At 66.0% G+C, this 16165-nt stretch carries 12 protein-coding genes and 1 pseudogene; all 13 read left to right on the plus strand.

Translation table 11 applies throughout. From position 1 onward, the window contains the following. Nucleotides 1–15: 15 nt before the first annotated feature. Complete coding sequence (locus G4G31_RS11475) at nt 16–1938, plus strand: ATP-binding cassette domain-containing protein (protein WP_182991512.1); 1923 nt, start codon at nt 16–18, stop codon at nt 1936–1938. 397 nt (nt 1939–2335) lie between these two features. Then, nucleotides 2336–3532 carry an XrtB/PEP-CTERM-associated polysaccharide biosynthesis outer membrane protein EpsL gene (gene epsL / locus G4G31_RS11480; RefSeq protein ID WP_182991513.1) on the plus strand — a complete coding sequence of 399 codons (1197 nt, stop codon included), beginning with the start codon at nt 2336–2338 and terminating at the stop codon, nt 3530–3532. 10 nt (nt 3533–3542) lie between these two features. Continuing rightward, the gene (locus G4G31_RS11485; protein WP_182991514.1) at nt 3543–4925 is read left to right on the plus strand and encodes an undecaprenyl-phosphate glucose phosphotransferase; all 1383 of its coding nucleotides are present in this window, start codon (nt 3543–3545) and stop codon (nt 4923–4925) included. 444 nt (nt 4926–5369) lie between these two features. After that, a complete protein-coding gene (locus G4G31_RS11490; protein ID WP_182991515.1) occupies nt 5370–6344 on the plus strand; it encodes a GDP-L-fucose synthase in 975 nt (324 codons plus the stop codon). A 154-nt stretch (nt 6345–6498) separates the two neighbouring features. Then, the gene (locus tag G4G31_RS11495; protein ID WP_229425536.1) at nt 6499–7509 is read left to right on the plus strand and encodes an EpsD family peptidyl-prolyl cis-trans isomerase; all 1011 of its coding nucleotides are present in this window, start codon (nt 6499–6501) and stop codon (nt 7507–7509) included. Nucleotides 7510–7540: 31 nt separating this feature from the next. Next, nucleotides 7541–8329, plus strand: coding sequence for a polysaccharide export protein EpsE (gene epsE, locus G4G31_RS11500; RefSeq protein WP_182991516.1), 789 nt, complete (start codon nt 7541–7543; stop codon nt 8327–8329). A gap of 16 nt (nt 8330–8345) precedes the next feature. Then, nucleotides 8346–9755 (plus strand): chain length determinant protein EpsF, encoded by a 1410-nt coding sequence (gene epsF, locus G4G31_RS11505; protein ID WP_182991517.1) that lies wholly within the window; start codon nt 8346–8348, stop codon nt 9753–9755. Between the two features lie 62 nt (nt 9756–9817). After that, complete coding sequence (gene epsG / locus G4G31_RS11510; protein ID WP_374011294.1) at nt 9818–10633, plus strand: chain length determinant protein tyrosine kinase EpsG; 816 nt, start codon at nt 9818–9820, stop codon at nt 10631–10633. Continuing rightward, nucleotides 10634–11668 carry an exosortase B gene (xrtB, locus tag G4G31_RS11515; protein WP_374011295.1) on the plus strand — a complete coding sequence of 345 codons (1035 nt, stop codon included), beginning with the start codon at nt 10634–10636 and terminating at the stop codon, nt 11666–11668. After that, complete coding sequence (epsI, locus tag G4G31_RS11520) at nt 11647–12288, plus strand: exosortase-associated protein EpsI, B-type (RefSeq protein ID WP_182991519.1); 642 nt, start codon at nt 11647–11649, stop codon at nt 12286–12288. The genes xrtB and epsI overlap by 22 nt, the downstream gene beginning before the upstream one ends. 924 nt (nt 12289–13212) lie before the next feature. Next, on the plus strand, nt 13213–13791 hold the full coding sequence (locus G4G31_RS11525; protein WP_182991520.1) for a hypothetical protein: 579 nt from the start codon (nt 13213–13215) through the stop codon (nt 13789–13791). Nucleotides 13792–13994: 203 nt separating this feature from the next. Next, a complete protein-coding gene (locus tag G4G31_RS11530) occupies nt 13995–15449 on the plus strand; it encodes an oligosaccharide flippase family protein (RefSeq protein ID WP_229425537.1) in 1455 nt (484 codons plus the stop codon). Then, a pseudogene (locus G4G31_RS25830) lies at nt 15400–16062 on the plus strand (glycosyltransferase family 4 protein); the annotation flags it as partial. The gene G4G31_RS11530 and the pseudogene G4G31_RS25830, both read left to right, overlap by 50 nt. Nucleotides 16063–16165 lie beyond the last annotated feature (103 nt).

Below are 16165 nucleotides of genomic sequence, written 5' to 3' on the forward strand. Positions count from 1 at the left end.
GCCCGCTCACAGAATATGGCAGTCATCTCCCTTTCGTCCGCGCAACTCGCGTTCGGCCACGTCGCGCTGCTCGATCACGCGGACTTTTCCCTCGAATCCGGCGAACGGGTCGGCTTGATCGGCCGTAACGGCACCGGCAAGTCCTCGCTGCTGAAAATTATCGCCGGGCGCTTCAAGCTCGACGATGGCCTGTTGGTCATGCAGCAAGGCATCAAGATCGCCTATGTCGAGCAAGAGCCGAGCTTCGATCCGGAGTCGACCGTGTTCGATGCGGTCGCCGCCGGCATGGGCGAACTGCAAGGGATGCTGGCCGAGTACGAAGCGCTGACCGGCCAGTTCGGCCAGGGCGACGACGAGGCGCTGATGGAACGCATGCACGTGTTGCAGGTCAAGCTCGACGCCACCGACGGCTGGAACTTGAACAACAAGGTCGATACCACGCTCGACCGCCTGGGCCTGGCGCGCGACGCGAAGATGGGCACGCTCTCGGGCGGGATGCAGAAGCGCGTGGCGCTGGCGGTCGCCCTGGTGTCGGCACCGGACGTGCTGCTGCTGGACGAACCGACCAACCACCTCGATTTCAAGTCGATCCTGTGGCTGGAAGGGCTGCTGCGCGATTTCCGCGGCTCGGTCCTGTTCATCACCCACGACCGCAGCTTCCTCGACAACGTCGCCACCCGCATCATCGAACTCGACCGCGGCAAGCTGTTGTCGTTCCCGGGCAATTTCTCGACGTACCAGGAGCGCAAGCGCGAACTGCTGGCGAACGAGGAAGTCGAGAACGCCAAGTTCGACAAGTTCCTGGCCCAGGAAGAAGTCTGGATCCGCAAGGGCGTGCAGGCGCGCCGTACCCGCGACGAAGGCCGTGTCCGCCGCCTGGAGGCGCTGCGCCTGCAGCGCGCCGCGCGCCGCGATACGCAGGGGCAGATCAAGCTTGACGTCGGCACGGGCGAACGCTCCGGCAAGATCGTCGCCGAGCTGGAAAACGTGTCCAAGTCATACGGCGAAAAAGTGATCATCACCGACTTCACCGGCACGATCATGCGTGGCGACAAGGTCGGCCTGATCGGCCCGAACGGCGCGGGCAAGACGACGCTGCTGAAGATCATCCTGGGCGAGGAAACGGCCGACAGCGGCACCACGCGTCTCGGTACCAAGCTGAACGTGGCCTACTTCGACCAGATGCGCGCCCAGCTCAACGAAGAGGCGAGCCTGGCCGATACCATCTCACCGGGCAGCGACTGGGTCGAGGTCAATGGCCAGCGCAAGCACGTCATGACTTACCTGAACGACTTCCTGTTCGCGCCGGAACGTGCCCGTTCGCCGGTGAAATCGCTCTCGGGCGGCGAGCGCAACCGCCTGCTGCTGGCCCGTCTGTTCGCCAAGCCGGCGAACTGCCTGGTGCTGGACGAACCGACCAACGACCTCGACATCGATACCCTCGAACTGCTGGAAGAACTGCTCGAGGACTATACCGGCACCGTGTTCCTGGTGAGCCACGACCGAACCTTCCTCGACAATGTCGTTACGCAAGTGATCGTGGCCGAAGGGCAGGGCATGTGGCGCGAATACGTGGGCGGCTACAGCGACTGGGAGCGCGTCAAGTCGCAAGCGCCGCAGGTGGCGGCTGCGTCCGCGAAATCGGTCCCGGCGAAGAATGCCGAGCCTGCGGCGCCGGCCGCCGCGGCAGCCGCGGTGAAGAAGGTAAAGCTGAGCTACAAGGAACAGCGCGAACTGGAAGAGCTGCCCCAGCTCATCGCCTCGCTCGAGGACGAGCAGTCGGCGATTACCGCGCAGCTCAATGCGCCGGACTTCTACAAGACCAATCCGGCCGACGCGCGCCGCATCAATGCACGCTTTGCCGAGATCGACGAATTGTTGATGGACGCACTCGAACGCTGGGAGCGCATCGAAGCCCGCGCGCGCGGCGACGCCTGATCGCTTGTCGTGGCGGCGCGTCGGCCTTGCCCCGCGCGCCGCTTTATCGCCTGCGCTCCCCGGCGCAGGCGCGTCCTGCCCTGCCGGACGGCCTCATGTACGCCTCCGCGCGATGTTCCCTATCGACGTGTGCCTAGCATATTCGTCGAACCACACCTCGTAGTCGATCAAGTCCCCGGGCGGAACTGCTCGTCTTTTCGCCGGTCTCATCAGTAACTGCGCGGCGGCTTTGCGCCGTTTTTCCGCGTCCCGCGTTGCAGGACGGGAGCCAGGGCTGCGGAGTCCGCGCCGTTTGATCCAGCACAGCCCATGGACGGGAGTTTTCTTCAGTATCGTTTCACGGGCTGCCCCGACCATCGCCGACGCCGGCTTGCATTGCCTTTCGAGAGACCACGACATGTCGAGAAACCGCTCCCATCCGCTTGCACTGGTGGCTGGCCTCATCCTGTCGGCGCCGGGCTGGGCCATTCCCGGAAGCTCGCTCGACGTCTACGGCCGCGTTGGCTGGGCACATGACGACAATCTGCTGCGCATTCCGGAAAACGAGCCCGCTTTCGACAACCAGCGCGCCGATTCCTGGACTACGGCGGAGTTCGGCGCGGTGGTCGACAAAACGCTGCGCCGCCAGCGCCTGCTGGCCGTGGGCAAGCTCTCGAAAGTGAAATTCGACCATTTCCGCCAGCTCGACTACGACGGCAAGGACCTGCAAGCCTCCTGGTACTGGGAACTCGGCAAGCGTTTCTCCGGCCAGCTCGGCAGCACCTACGCCCAGACGCTTGCGCCCTATACGGATTTCCGCAGCAACGAGCGCAACCTGAGGCGGCAACGCCGCGGCTTTTTCGAAGGAGGGTGGAAGCTGCATCCGCGCTGGGAAGCGCATGCCGCGTTCTCGCGCGAGAAATTCGAGTACGAGCTGGCCGCGCAGGCCTACAACAACCGCACCGAGAAGGTCGCCGAGCTCGAAGGACGCTACCTGGCGCGCAGCGGCAGCGCCGTCGGCCTGGTGTTGCGCCGCATCGAAGGCAGGTATGCCAATCGCCGCCCCTTTGCCACGAGCCCGCTGACCGACGATTTCCACCAGGACGAGCTCAAGGCACGGGTCGAGTGGAAGGCGAGCGGCTCCACCACGCTGCAGGCGCTGGCCGGCTATGCCAGGCGTACCCAGCCATCGTTCGGTCCGGGGCGCACGAGCGGCGCAAACGGCCGCATCACGGTGCTGCATGAGCCGCGCGGCAAGTTCGCCTACCGCAGTTCCGTGTGGCGCGATTTCGCTCCGCTCGAGAGTTCCATCGTCAGCTACACCCTGAACAAGGGCGTCAGTGCCGGCGCTACCTGGAACGCGACGGCGAAGCTGCGCGTTGATGCCGACGCGGTCTACGAGCGGCGCAACTACAACCAGCGCATCGCCTTCAGCGCCCCGGATGGCCTGGACGACACGCTGCGTTCGGCTACCCTCAAGGCGAGCTGGGCGGTGCGGCGCAAGCTGAGCGTGTCCGCAGCCTATGTCCACCAGGCCCGGACCGGCTCCGCGGTACTGGGCATCGGCAACTTCAAGTCGAACACGGTCGTCCTCAACGCGAGCGCACAGTTCTGAGCATCATGCGATGACGGTCAACGACATTCCGCTCATCTCGTTCTTCCAGCGAGTGCTCGATCCCCTGATCATCATGGGGTCGCTGTACCTGTCGTCGATGGCATTCGAGGAACCGTTCTCCGGCTATTCGCTGGTGCTGATGATTCTCGCCTTCTTCATCTCCTCGGCGGTCTACCAGCACATCGACCCCTACCGCACCTGGCGCAGCGGGCGCATGTTCGCCTATGCCCGCGACACCTTGTTCGGCTGGTGCGTGACGATTGCGGTGTTGTACTTCCTCGGCTCGGCCAGCGGGCTGAAATACTATTACGACGAACGGGTGCTGCTGGCCTGGATCATCGCCACCCCGGCCACCCTGCTGGGCAGCCATATCCTCGTGCGCCGCGCCGCCGGAGCGCCCGATCGCAGCCGTGAGCTGCGCTCCGTGGTCGTGGTCGGCGCCAACGATGTCGGCGTCAAGTTCGCCGGCGTATGCGCGCGCCATCCGCACCTGTTCATGCAAGTGCATGGCTTTTTCGACGACCGCGCCAGGGTGCGCCATCCCGCCAGCCTGCGCCATCCCGTGCTCGGCGCCGTCGCGGAGTTGAGCAGCTATGTGCGGACCCATAACATCAAGCTGATTTTCATCAGCCAGCCGATCTCCGCGCAGCCGCGCATCCGCCGCCTGATCGACGAATTGCAGGACACGACGGCCTCGGTGTACTTCCTGCCCGACGTCTACGTGTTCGACCTGATGCAGGCACGCTTCGACAACGTCGGCGGCATGCCCGTCATCGCCATCTGCGAAACCCCGTTCATGGGCCTGAACGGCATGCTCAAGCGGCTCTGCGACATCGTGCTGTCCAGCGTGTTCCTGGTCTTGCTGGCGCCCCTGATGTTGACGATTGCAGGGGCTGTGAAGGCCAGTTCGCCAGGGCCGGTGATCTTCACGCAGCGCCGCTACGGCCTGTACGGAGAAGAAATCCACGTCTACAAATTCCGCTCGATGCGGGTGCTCGACGACGGCAACGAGATCGTCCAGGCCCGCCGCGACGATGGCCGCGTGACGCCCATCGGCCGCTTCCTGCGCCGCACCTCGCTCGACGAATTGCCACAGTTCGTCAACGTGCTGCAAGGTCGCATGAGCATCGTCGGACCGCGGCCCCATGCCGTCGCTCACAACGAGCAGTATCGGAAACTGATCAAGGGCTACATGTTGCGCCACAAAGTGAAACCAGGCATCACCGGCTGGGCCCAGGTCAACGGCTTGCGCGGTGAAACGGCCACGCTCGACAAGATGGAAGCACGCGTCCAGTACGACCTGGACTATTTGCGCAACTGGTCGGTATGGCTGGACCTGTGGATCATTTTGAAGACAATCCGGGTAATTTTGACGCGAGAGAACGCGTTCTGACGCAAAGCGCTTAACGCTGCCTTAAGTGCGCCGTCGCTCGCTGGCGCGCCGCTTGTCTGCGGCGCCGGGCTGCTTATGATGACCGTGGAAGCCTCGTTCCCATCGGCGTGGCAGGGCAGGGCAACCGGATCGTGTCGCGGGGCCTTGCGTGCATGGCCCGCATCCGGGAGCTGTTGTATGGGGCGGCCACTTTTGGTTCCCCAATAGTGCGCACGCGCAGTTCGATACTGGTCAAGAAGGCGGCAAGGCACGACAGGTACGCTGGCAAGGGCAGTCCGTCGCCGCGGCTCGCAGCAGTTACGGCGCAGCACCAGGCACGGCAGGCGCGAGGTACCGGCACGTCGCCCGGGCATCGCAACAAGGCAGGTCACGGCAAGCATCGCAGCCGGTCGCGGCCCCACATCATGGCATCGCTTACATCGTCGCAACCGATCGGAGTGGACCTTGAAGAATCCAGAACCCCGCATCTATGTCGCCGGCCATCGCGGCCTCGTTGGTTCCGCCATCGTACGCGCGCTGCGCGCACGCGGCCACACGAGCATCGTCACGCGCACGCACCAGGAACTCGAGCTGACCGACCAGCCGTCCGTCCGCGCCTTCTTCCGCAGCGAGCGCATCGACCATGTCTATCTGGCGGCGGCACGGGTGGGCGGCATCCACGCCAACAATACCTATCCTGCCGAATTTATTTACGACAATCTGATGGTGCAGGCGAATGTCATTCACGAGGCCTGGCGCGCCGGCGTGGATCGGCTCTTGTTCCTCGGCTCGTCCTGCATTTACCCTCGCCTGGCGGCGCAGCCGATTCGCGAGGAGTACCTGATGGAAGGTGCGCTCGAACCGACCAACGAGCCCTACGCCGTCGCCAAGATTGCCGGCATCAAGCTCTGTGAAAGCTACAACCGTCAATACGGCACCGATTTTCGCAGCGTCATGCCAACGAATCTGTACGGACCGGGCGACAACTACCATCCGCAAAACAGCCACGTGATCCCGGCCCTGGTACGGCGCTTCCACGAAGCGAAGGCGAACTGCGCGCAGGAGGTCGTCATCTGGGGCAGCGGCAAACCGATGCGCGAGTTCCTCTATGTCGACGACATGGCCATGGCCAGTCTCCATGTCATGCACCTGGCGCCGGAAACCTATGCCGCGAACACCGGTCCGATGCATTCCCATATCAATGTCGGCACCGGACAGGACGTCAGCATCGGCGAGCTGGCCCATCTCGTGGGCGAAGTGGTCGGGTTTGAAGGACGCATCGTGTTCGATGCCTCCAAGCCCGACGGCACGCCACGCAAGCTGCTCGATGTGTCGAAGTTGCGCGCACTTGGCTGGAGCGCCAGTACGCCGCTGCGCGAAGGGCTGCGCCGGGCGTATTCCGCCTTCCTTGCCGTCGAGGTAGCCGATGCGCCCGCCTGAAAGCCCCGTGCCGGTGCAGCCGCGATGCTGCCGCGCCGGATGACGCCTGCAGCGAGGCCCGTAACGCGATCTTTTTCATGACGAGGACTTATGTCGAACATCTTTCAGGAAACGGGCGCGCGGCGCCGCAGCCGCCGCGGTCCGAGCCGTGGGCGTGGTCGCATTGCTGTCGGCCGCGCTGGCGGGATGCAGCGGACGCTCCGCACCGACCAAGCCGGGACAGGCCCTTGCCAACGTCAACGGCGAAGAGATCACGGTGCTGCAGCTGAACGAGGAGATCCAGCGCGCCGGCATCCCCGCCACGCGCCAGCCCGACGCCAGCAAGCAATTGCTGCAGGCGCTGATCGACCGCGAGCTGCTCGAGCACGCGGCAACCCAGGAAAAGCTCGACCGCGATCCGAAGGTGATGGGCGCCATCGAGCGCGCCCGTTCGCTGATCGTGGCGCAAGCCTACATGCAGAAGCGGCTGGCCAATGTCGCCAAGCCGACGCCGGCCGAGGTCGAGGAGTACTACAAGGCGCATCCCGACTACTTCGACAAGCGCAAGCAGTTCAGCATGGATCAGCTCGTCATCGCGGGGAGCGACCTCACGCCCGAGGTACGCAAGGCGGCCGATAGCGCGCGTTCGCTCGAAGAGGTTGCGGTCTGGCTCGATGCGCACGGCATCAAGTACGGCCGCGCCCAGATCACGCGCAGTACCGCCGACCTGAACCCCGCGCTGGCGAAGAAGCTGCTCGCCATGCCCAAAGGCCAACTGTTCAGCGTACGCGAAGGTGAGCGCGCCATGATGCTGTCGATAGCCGAGGTACGCGAGGCGCCGGTGCCGCTCAATGTCGCCACGCCCCAGATCGCGCAGTACCTGTTGACGCGCAAGCACAAGGAAGTGGCCGCGGCCGAGGTCGACCGGCTGCGTGAGGGAGCCAGGATCGAATACCTGAACAAGGAGCTGGCACTCGATGCGAGGGCCGCGCCGGCCAGTCTTGCCAATCCGCGTGGTACGGATGCCGGCGACGCGGGACGCGCCGGCAAGGCAGTGGCACCTGCTGCCGGCACGGCGTCCGGTACCGGCCCGGCGGCAATGCCCGAGACGGCTCCGGCGCGTACCACGGGCGCAGGAACGCCGGACGCCGCGGCGGTCGATCGCGGCGTCGCCGGCCTGAAGTAATCGGCCTCAACCAAACTCTGGAGGAGCGAGCATGAAAACACTTGCACAATGGATCATGGCAGCTGTGCTGGCACTGGGCGCCGGGTTCGCCAGCGCCGCCGAAGTGCTGCTCGGACCGGGCGACGTGGTGCGCCTGTCCGTGTACGGCAGCCCCGACCTGGCGGTCGAGACGCGGGTCAGCGAGAGTGGCGCCATTACCTTTCCCTTGCTGGGCCAGGTGGCCGTCGGCGGCCTGTCCGTTGCCGCAGCCGAGAAAAAGATCGGCAACCTGTTGGAAAAGGGTGGCTACCTGAAAAAAGCCGAGGTCAACATGATTGTCACCACGCTGGCCAGCCAGCAGGTCTCGGTCCTTGGACAGGTCAACCGGCCGGGGCGCTATCCGGTGGAAGGGCGACGCAAGGTACTGGACCTGCTCGCCATGGCTGGGGGAATCGGCTCCGAGGGAGGCGACCTCATCAGTCTGGTGCGTACCCGCGACGGCAAGACCACGCGCGAGACAATCGACGTTGTCGACATGGTGCGCAAGGGTGAACTCGACAAGGACTTCGAAGTGGCCGGCGGCGACATCATCTATGTCGAGCGCGCGCCCCGTGCCTATGTCACCGGCGAAGTGCAGCGGCCCGGGGCATTTCGCATCGAGCGGGGCATGACGGTCCAGCAGGCGATTTCCGCCGGCGGCGGCCTGACCCCGCGCGGCAGCGACAACGGCATGCGCATCACCCGCCGCGATGCCGCCGGCCGTCCTTTCACGCTCGAAGCCCGCGCCAGCGATCCGGTCCAGGTCGACGATGTGATCACCGTGCGCGAAAGCTGGTTCTGAGCCGCCCGGAGTCGCCATGAACCTCTATCAATTCCTGTTGTTGCTGCGCGCACGGCGACGCCTGATCCTGTCGACCCTGCTGGTGACGGTGTTGCTGGCGCTCGGCTGGAGCCTGATCCAGAACAAGACCTACACCGCGACCGCATCGGTACTGCTCAACTATAAAGGCGTGGACCCGCTCACCGGTGTGACCACACCCGGGCAGCTGCTGCCCGGCTACATGGCGACCCAGATCGACATCATCACCAGCAAGAACGTGGCATTGCGCGTCGTCGACCGCCTGCGCCTGGCGACCAGCCCGGTCGTGATCGCGCAGTTCCAGGACGCTACCGACGGCAAGGGCAGCGTGCGCGACTGGCTGGCCGACCTGCTGCTGCGCAAGCTCGAAATCAAGCCGGCGCGCGAATCGAGCGTCGTCGAAATCAGCTTCAAGGGCGCCGATCCGGCCTTCGCCGCCGCGGTCGCGAACGCGTTCGCCGAGGAATACCAGAACGCCTCCGTGCAGCTCAAGACCGAGCCGATGAAAAAGGCGGCGTCCTATTTCAATGAGCAGACGAAACAGCTGCGCGACAACGTCGAGACGGCCCAGGCGCGCCTGTCGAAATACCAGCAGGAGAAGGGCATCGTCAGCCTCGACAACAATCGTGTCGACATCGAGCTGGCGCGCCTGAACGACTTGTCCTCGCAGCTCGTGGCGGCGCAGGCGGCAGCGCTCGAGGCTACCTCGCGCGAACGCATGGCGGGGGGCAATGCCGTACACTCGCCGGATGTGGCCAACAATCCCCTGGTGCAGAATCTGCGCGTAGCACTCGCGTCGGCTGAAGCCAAACTGGCGGAAGGCGCTGCCCGCTACGGCAGCAACCACCCGCAGTACCGTGCTGCGCGCGCCGAAGTCGACAAGATGCGCGCAGACCTGAATGCCGCGCTCGGTACGGTGTCGAAGAGCGTCGGCGGCAATGCGCAGGTGTTGCGCCAGCGCGAGGAGGAATTGCGTGCCGCCCTGGCGGCCCAGAAGACCCGGGTGCTCGAGCTGAACCGCACTCGCGACGAACTCGGCGTCCTGCTGAAGGACCTCGACAGCGCGCAGCGCGCCTTCGATGCGGCCAGCGGGCGCTTCTCCCAGACCCGGATCGAAGCCCAGGCCGAGCAGTCCGATATCGCGGTGCTGAACCCGGCGGTCGCGCCGGCCGAACCCTCAGGCCCGCGGGTCCTGCTCAACACCCTGGTGGCAATTCTGCTGGGCAGCATCCTTGGCGTGGGCCTGGCCTTGCTGCTGGAATTGCTGCAACGGCCCGTGCGGTCCGGTGCCGACGTGCACGACCTGCTGGGTATCCCTGTGTTGGGCACCATCGAGTGGCAGGCGCCGCGCCCGCGTAGCGGCCTGCGCGCGTTGATGGCACCGCGGCGCCTGTTGCGCCTGAACTGAAGGAAGCTGCGATGAACTCACCCATCCTCTCACCGCTGCCAGCCGATACTGCGGACTCGCGCATGGGCATGCTGCTGCTCGAAGCGGGCAAGCTAACGCTGGACAACGCCGAGCGCGTGCTGCGCATGCAGAAGGATCTCGGCATCCGCTATGGCGAAGCCGCGGTGCGCCTTGGCCTGGTCAGCGAGGACGACATTCGCCAGGCGTTGGCGCGGCAGTTCGGCTATGACTACGTGCAGCCGGGGCAGGGCGCTCTGTCGGCGCGCCTGGTGGCCGCCTACGAGCCTTTTTCGCCTCAGGTAGAAGCCCTGCGCGAGATTCGCAGCCAGTTGATGTTGCGCTGGTTTGCGCGCGGCCGCCGGGCACTGGCCGTGGTCGGCGCCGACCCCGAGGACGGAGCGGCATTGTTCGCCGCCAATCTCGCAGTCGTCCTGTCCCAGCTCGGCGAGCAGACCCTGCTCGTGGACGCGAACCTGCGCAGTCCGCGCCAACAGGAGGTGTTCGGACTCAAGCCACGCCAGGGCTTGTCCGACCTGCTCGTGGGACGCACCGACCTCGACGCAATCGTGCGTGTCCCGGGGTTTGCCGACCTGTCGGTCCTGCCGGCCGGTACCTTGCCCCCCAATCCCCAGGAACTGCTGAGCCGTGAGGCATTTCGCACGCTGCACACGCTGCTGGAAAACCGCTACGACGTCCTCCTGTACGACCTGGCGCCCTTCGGCTACGGCGCCGACGCACTCGCCGTGGCCGCGCGCGCGGGCGGGGTGCTGCTGGCCGCGCGCAAGGATCATACCCGTGTCGCCGATGTCGCGCGGATGGCCGAGCAGCTGGTCGAGGCCGGGGCCGAGGTCGTCGGCGCCGTCGTCATGGAGTTCTGAATGACGAGCCAGGCCAGCTCGCAGGTGTCCGGGCCGACGGCAAGCGCGTCCACGCGTGCGGCGGCCGGCACCGCCGATGCGCCCATGTCTCGCCGCGGCTTTGCAGGACTGCGCCACGCAGCCCGCGCGGCGCTGCCGGAATGGTGGCCCGTGTGGCTCGGGCTGGCCGCACTGTTCCTGCCGACCTTCGCCAGTCTGGCGACCGGCGCCTGGATCGGCGAAGAGCAGGCCCATGGACCGATGATCTTCGCGCTGGCACTGTGGCTTCTCTGGCGCAAGTGGGCTATCGTGCAGGCCCTGCCTCCGGCCTCGTCCGCGACCGGCTGGGCGGTGCTCGCTGTGGGCCTGGTGCTGCACCTGCTGGGGCGCTCGCAGCATATATTGATGTTCGAGATCGGCGCCATCATCGTCGTGCTCGCGGCAATCGTGCTGGTCAAACACGGTGTGTCCGCACTGCGCGTGTTGTGGTTCCCCTTCTTCTTCATGCTGTTCATGGTGCCCCTGCCCAGCGAATTCGTGGCCGCCGTCACGATGCCGATGAAGATGGCGGTGTCCTGGGCCACCGAACAGCTGCTGTTCGCAGCCGGCTACCCGATCGGGCGTTCCGGCGTGGTGCTGCAAATCGGTCAATACCAGCTGCTGGTAGCCGATGCCTGCGCCGGCCTGCAAACGCTGCTCACGCTCGAGGCGCTCGGCCTGTTCTACCTGAACCTGATGCGCCATCCCTCGGCGTTTCGCAATATCTGGCTGGCCTTGCTGATTGTTCCGATCTCGTTTTCGGCCAACGTGATCCGGGTCGTGGTGCTGACCCTGGTCACCTTTTATTTGGGCGACGCGGCGGGCCAGGGCTTCCTGCACGGCTTCGCCGGCATGGTGCTGTTCCTGACGGCGCTGGCGCTCATTCTCGCAGTGGACTCGGGGCTGCAGTGGCTGGCGCGACGGCGCATGGCCGGGGCGCGCGGGGGAGGGGACATGAACAGCCGTTTCCTTGCCAGCCTGACCCGGGCGTGGCAATGGCGGCCACGTCGGCCCTGACAGGCGCGTTGACGCCGTCGCAGAAGACAGCCCAGGCGCGGCCCGGCTTCAGCCTGGAAGCAATGGTGCCCGCTCAATTCGGCGCCTGGCGCATCGACCCCGCCATTGTGCCGCTCACGCCCAATCCCGAGCAGCAGGGTTTGCTGGAAAAGATTTACGATCAGACCCTCTCGCGCACCTATGTCGACGATGGCGGCAGGCGCGTGATGCTGTCGATTGCCTACGGTGGCGACCAGAGCAAGGCGCTGCAGCTGCACCTGCCCGAAGTCTGCTACGTCGCGCAGGGATTCCAGCTCGTCCGCGACGGCAGCGACCGCCTCACGACCGGTTATGGCGTCCTGCCCGTGCAGCGCCTGGTCGCGCGACTGCAAGAACGCAACGAACCGATCACCTACTGGGTGACGATCGGCGAACATGCCACGCGCTCCGGCATCGAGCAGAAACTGCGGCGCCTGGCCTATGGCCTGTCGGGCGAGATCCCGGACGGCATGCTGGTGCGCGTATCGAGCATCACGAACGACGAGCCCGGCGCATGGCGGCTACAGGACCGTTTTGTTGGGGAACTGCTGGCCGCCATGGGTCCAACCGATCGTGCACGCCTCATCGGCGCGCTGCGCTGACCGTCCCTGTCATCATGTCCGACACCTTGCTCCAGGTTGTTTTCAGCTCCTTGCCATTCGCTGTGGTGCTGTTCCTCGTGATCGCGGCCGTGCTCGGCATCGGTCTCGGCCTGGTATGGCCGCGGCTGCTCGCCTATCCCTATCTGTGCATCTTTTTCTGGATGAATTCGACCAGTTACGGCAGCTTGTCCGTATTCGCCACCCCCGGTGTCTACAGCCGCGGTTCCGGCTTGCTGTTCTTCCCGGTGGTGCTCTGGTATGTCCTCGGTGCCTGGGCATGCGCCCGGGTGGCGGCGGCATTCCGGCCCGGCGGCACGACGGATTGCAACCTGCGGCCCTGGTTCTGGGGCTGGACGCTGCTGCTGGGCGCCCATGCCGCTGCCGCTATTTTCGCTGGCGTGCCGCTGAAGGACGCGCTGGCACCGTCGGGATTTTCCAACATTGTATGGATGGGGCCGCTGGTTGCACTGATGCTGCTGGCGTTCCGCACCCGCGCCGAGGCCCTGGAACTGGCCCGTTTCATCATGCTGGCCGGTCTTGGACGGGCGCTGTTTGGCCTGGTGCGCTGGGCGGCCTTTGGTGGCGACCCGAACAACGTCTACGCCAACATGAACGCGATCAGCATCCGTCTGACCTTCTTCGACATCAACGACAGCCTGCTCTGCATGATGGCATGCGCGATTGCCGCGGTGACCCTGTTTGGTACTGGCAATAGCAACGAAAAGAGCGACGATGGGCAAACGCGTCTGTGGCGGCTGCTGGCGTGGCTGGCGCTGGCGAGTACGGCCGCCTGCATCGTCCTGTCCTACCGCCGTAGCGCCTGGATAGGCTTCATGCTCGGCTGTGCTGTCGTGCTGCTGCGCTTTCCGCCGCGTCGCCGCATCCAGTTGGCGCTCGCGGCCTCGCCGCTGGTGGGCGCGGCGCTTGGCTACGCAGCCCCTGCGTCGCCTGGGCCAGGCCGGCGGCGGGATGGCCAGCCTGCTCTACGACATGCAGTCACGCCGCTTCGGACCCGAGAGCGAGCGCGTTCTCGAACTGAAACTGGTGCTGGCCGATATCCTTGCGCGGCCATTCACCGGCATCGGCGCCTGGGGCCGCTATACCGGCTACCAGCAGATCTCCTGGCAGGCCAATCCGGACGGTGGCCTGTTCCTGCACAGCGGCGTGCTGCACGTGTTGCTGAAAAGCGGCCTGCCCGGGCTAATCCTGCTGGGTGGAACGATCTGCGCCTTCGTGCTGGTCGCGCGCCGCGCCCTGCGCAGCCTGCCTCCCGACCTGCTGGGCCTGGGTACGGCAGGCGCAGCCGCGCTTGCCTTCATGATCCCCGACGTACTGATCGGCACGCCCTTTCCCCAGGTGCGCACGACCCAGATGCTGGCCATTGCCCTGGCCTTGCCCTACATTGCGCTGGCCGCCGGCGCTACCATGCCGCTACCACGCCGGAGGCACATGCGCGTACGCTTGCGTCCCGAAGCCGAATCCCTCGCAGGGAGCATCGCTTGAGGCCAGCCTTCCACAGGGTAAAGGGCGGCCCCATCGGCCTGTCCGGGCGGCAGCGAGTCAGGGCAGGCCGGCGCGCGGCAACCCGTCACGGCAGTTGGGCGGGCGCGCAGTCGACCGATGGGGCAGGGCGTACGCATCCGTCCCGGCAAACCCATGAACCTGCGCCTGTTCCACAATGCCTGGTCGAACCTGCTGGGGCGGCAGTGCCGGCGCTCGCCGCGCTGGCCACCGTCCCGCTGGTCGTTGCGGGCCTGGGCGAAGCCGGCTATGGGCTGTATTCGCTGGTGACCGCCATCGTCGGCTATTTCGCCGTCATCGATATCAACGTTACGGCCGGCTCAGTCAAGTACATCGCGGCCCAGCATGCGCGCGCCGAGCACGACAGCGTGGCAGAGACGCTGTGCTTCGGTTTCACCGTCTATTTGCTGATCGGCACGCTCGGAGCGCTGGGATTGTATGGCGCGGCGCCCTGGCTGGCGGCGGAGGTGTTCGCGGTGCCTGCCACACTGGCTGGCGAGGCCGTATCCTGCCTGCGCCTTGCCGCGCTTGGCTTTCTTCTCGGCCAGCTGCAAAGTTATCTCAATAGCGTTCCGCAGGGGCTGATGCGCTTCGACGTCTCCGGTCGCATCGAGATGGTATTCGGTACGCTCGTGCCGCTGCTGACGGTGGCGGTGTTGATGCTGGGACAGGGCTTGTACGAGGTGATCGCGCTGCGCGTGGTCGCTAGCGCCCTGCATTGCCTGGTGTTGTGGCGCGGCGTGAAGCGCCTGTTGCCGCGCCTGCGCTGGCGCTGGCCGGACCGTGCCCTGCGTGGCAGCATCCTCGGTTTTTCCGCCTATTCCTTCCTCTCGCGCTTCGCCGCGCTCTCGTATGCGCACGCCGACAAATTGGTCATCGGTGCGCTCGTCGGCGTCACCGGCCTGGCTTACTTCACGGTGGCGGCCACGCTGGCGAACCGCGTGCTGGGTCTGACCTTCCGCCTCTCAGGGGTGTTCTTCCCCGCCACCAGCGCACTGGCTGCCGGCGGCGAACTGGCGCGGCTGGGCCGCGCCTACCTGAAGGCTACCCGCTACCTGGTCTACGTGAACGCCGCCATGCTGGTGCTGCTCGCCGTGTTTGCCCATCCGCTGCTCACCGCCCGGATGGGCGCCGATTTCGCGCGCAGCGGCGCGCTCGTACTGGCCCTGATGGCCCTGTCGCAGTTCGTCGACTCGCTTACCAGCCTGCCCACGCTCGTCAACGACGGCATGGGTTACCCCCGCCTGTCGGGCGTGTTCGCGCTCGCTCGTGCGCTCGTTGGCCTGGTGCTGGTCTATGCGGGCGTGGCCGGCTGGGGAATCGAGGGCGCGGCCTGGGGCCACCTGCTGGCTTCCTTGTTGTTTACCGTCAGCTTTCTCGTTGTCGTGCACGGGCGCACAGTGCCAACGCAGCTGTCGCACCTGTGTGCGCATGCCTACCTTCCCGGTATTGGCGCCGCGGCAATCGCCGCGGTCTTCGCAGGCGCGGCCGAACGCTGGTTCGACCGCGGCAGCCTTGACTTCGCCCTGATCGCTTTGATCAGCGCTGCGCTGCTGGCCTTGCTCGGGATGGTGTTCGTTGTCGAACGCGATGACCGCCGCTGGGCCTGGGCATGGGTCAAGGCCATGGCGGGGGGCTAGGGTGCGTGTCCTGCTGGTATCGGAGGACTTGCCGGGCGAGCAGATAGGCGGGCTCGGCAAGCATGTCGTCACGCTCGGCAACACGCTGCTCGCGCGCGGACACGAAGTCAGCATTCTCGGCCGTAACGACCTCGGGCCAGGCGCCGGCGCCGCGCAGATCGGCTTTCACGGCCGCTTCCAGCCCGGTTTCGACTATGCCCACCCCGGCTGGAAGGAGCAGCAACTCGGGCTCTTCAATCCGCTCAAGCGTCCTTACTTCGCGCGCAAGATCGGCCGCGCCATCGCGCGCCATGCTGGCCATGCCGACGTCGTGCACTACCACGGACACCTGCCGCTCGTCGGTCAATATGTCGATCCAGCATTGAACTTCGTGCAAACCCGCCACGACCAGGGCAGCGAATGCCTTACCCATCTGCGCTTTCGCGAGGGCCAGGTGTGCACGACCCGTGCCCCCCGCGATTGCTCGGCCTGCATCGATGCGCGCGCCGGCGCCCTGCGCCAGGGTATCACCGCCATCGCCGTAAATGGCTACCGCCAGGCCAGCGCCCGTGCCTTTGCCAGCCACAAGACCGTGTTCGTGTCGGACTTCCTGCGCTGCCAGTTCCTGCGTGCCGAGCCCGGCGCCGACCTGTCGCGTTGCCGCGTGATCCCCAACTTCGTCGACTATGCGCGCCTGGCCGCCATCGCCGCCGCCGCGCCCGAACCCGTGCCGGGCG

The sequence above is a fragment of the Massilia sp. Se16.2.3 genome, assembly GCF_014171595.1.
Classification (GTDB): domain Bacteria; phylum Pseudomonadota; class Gammaproteobacteria; order Burkholderiales; family Burkholderiaceae_D; genus Telluria.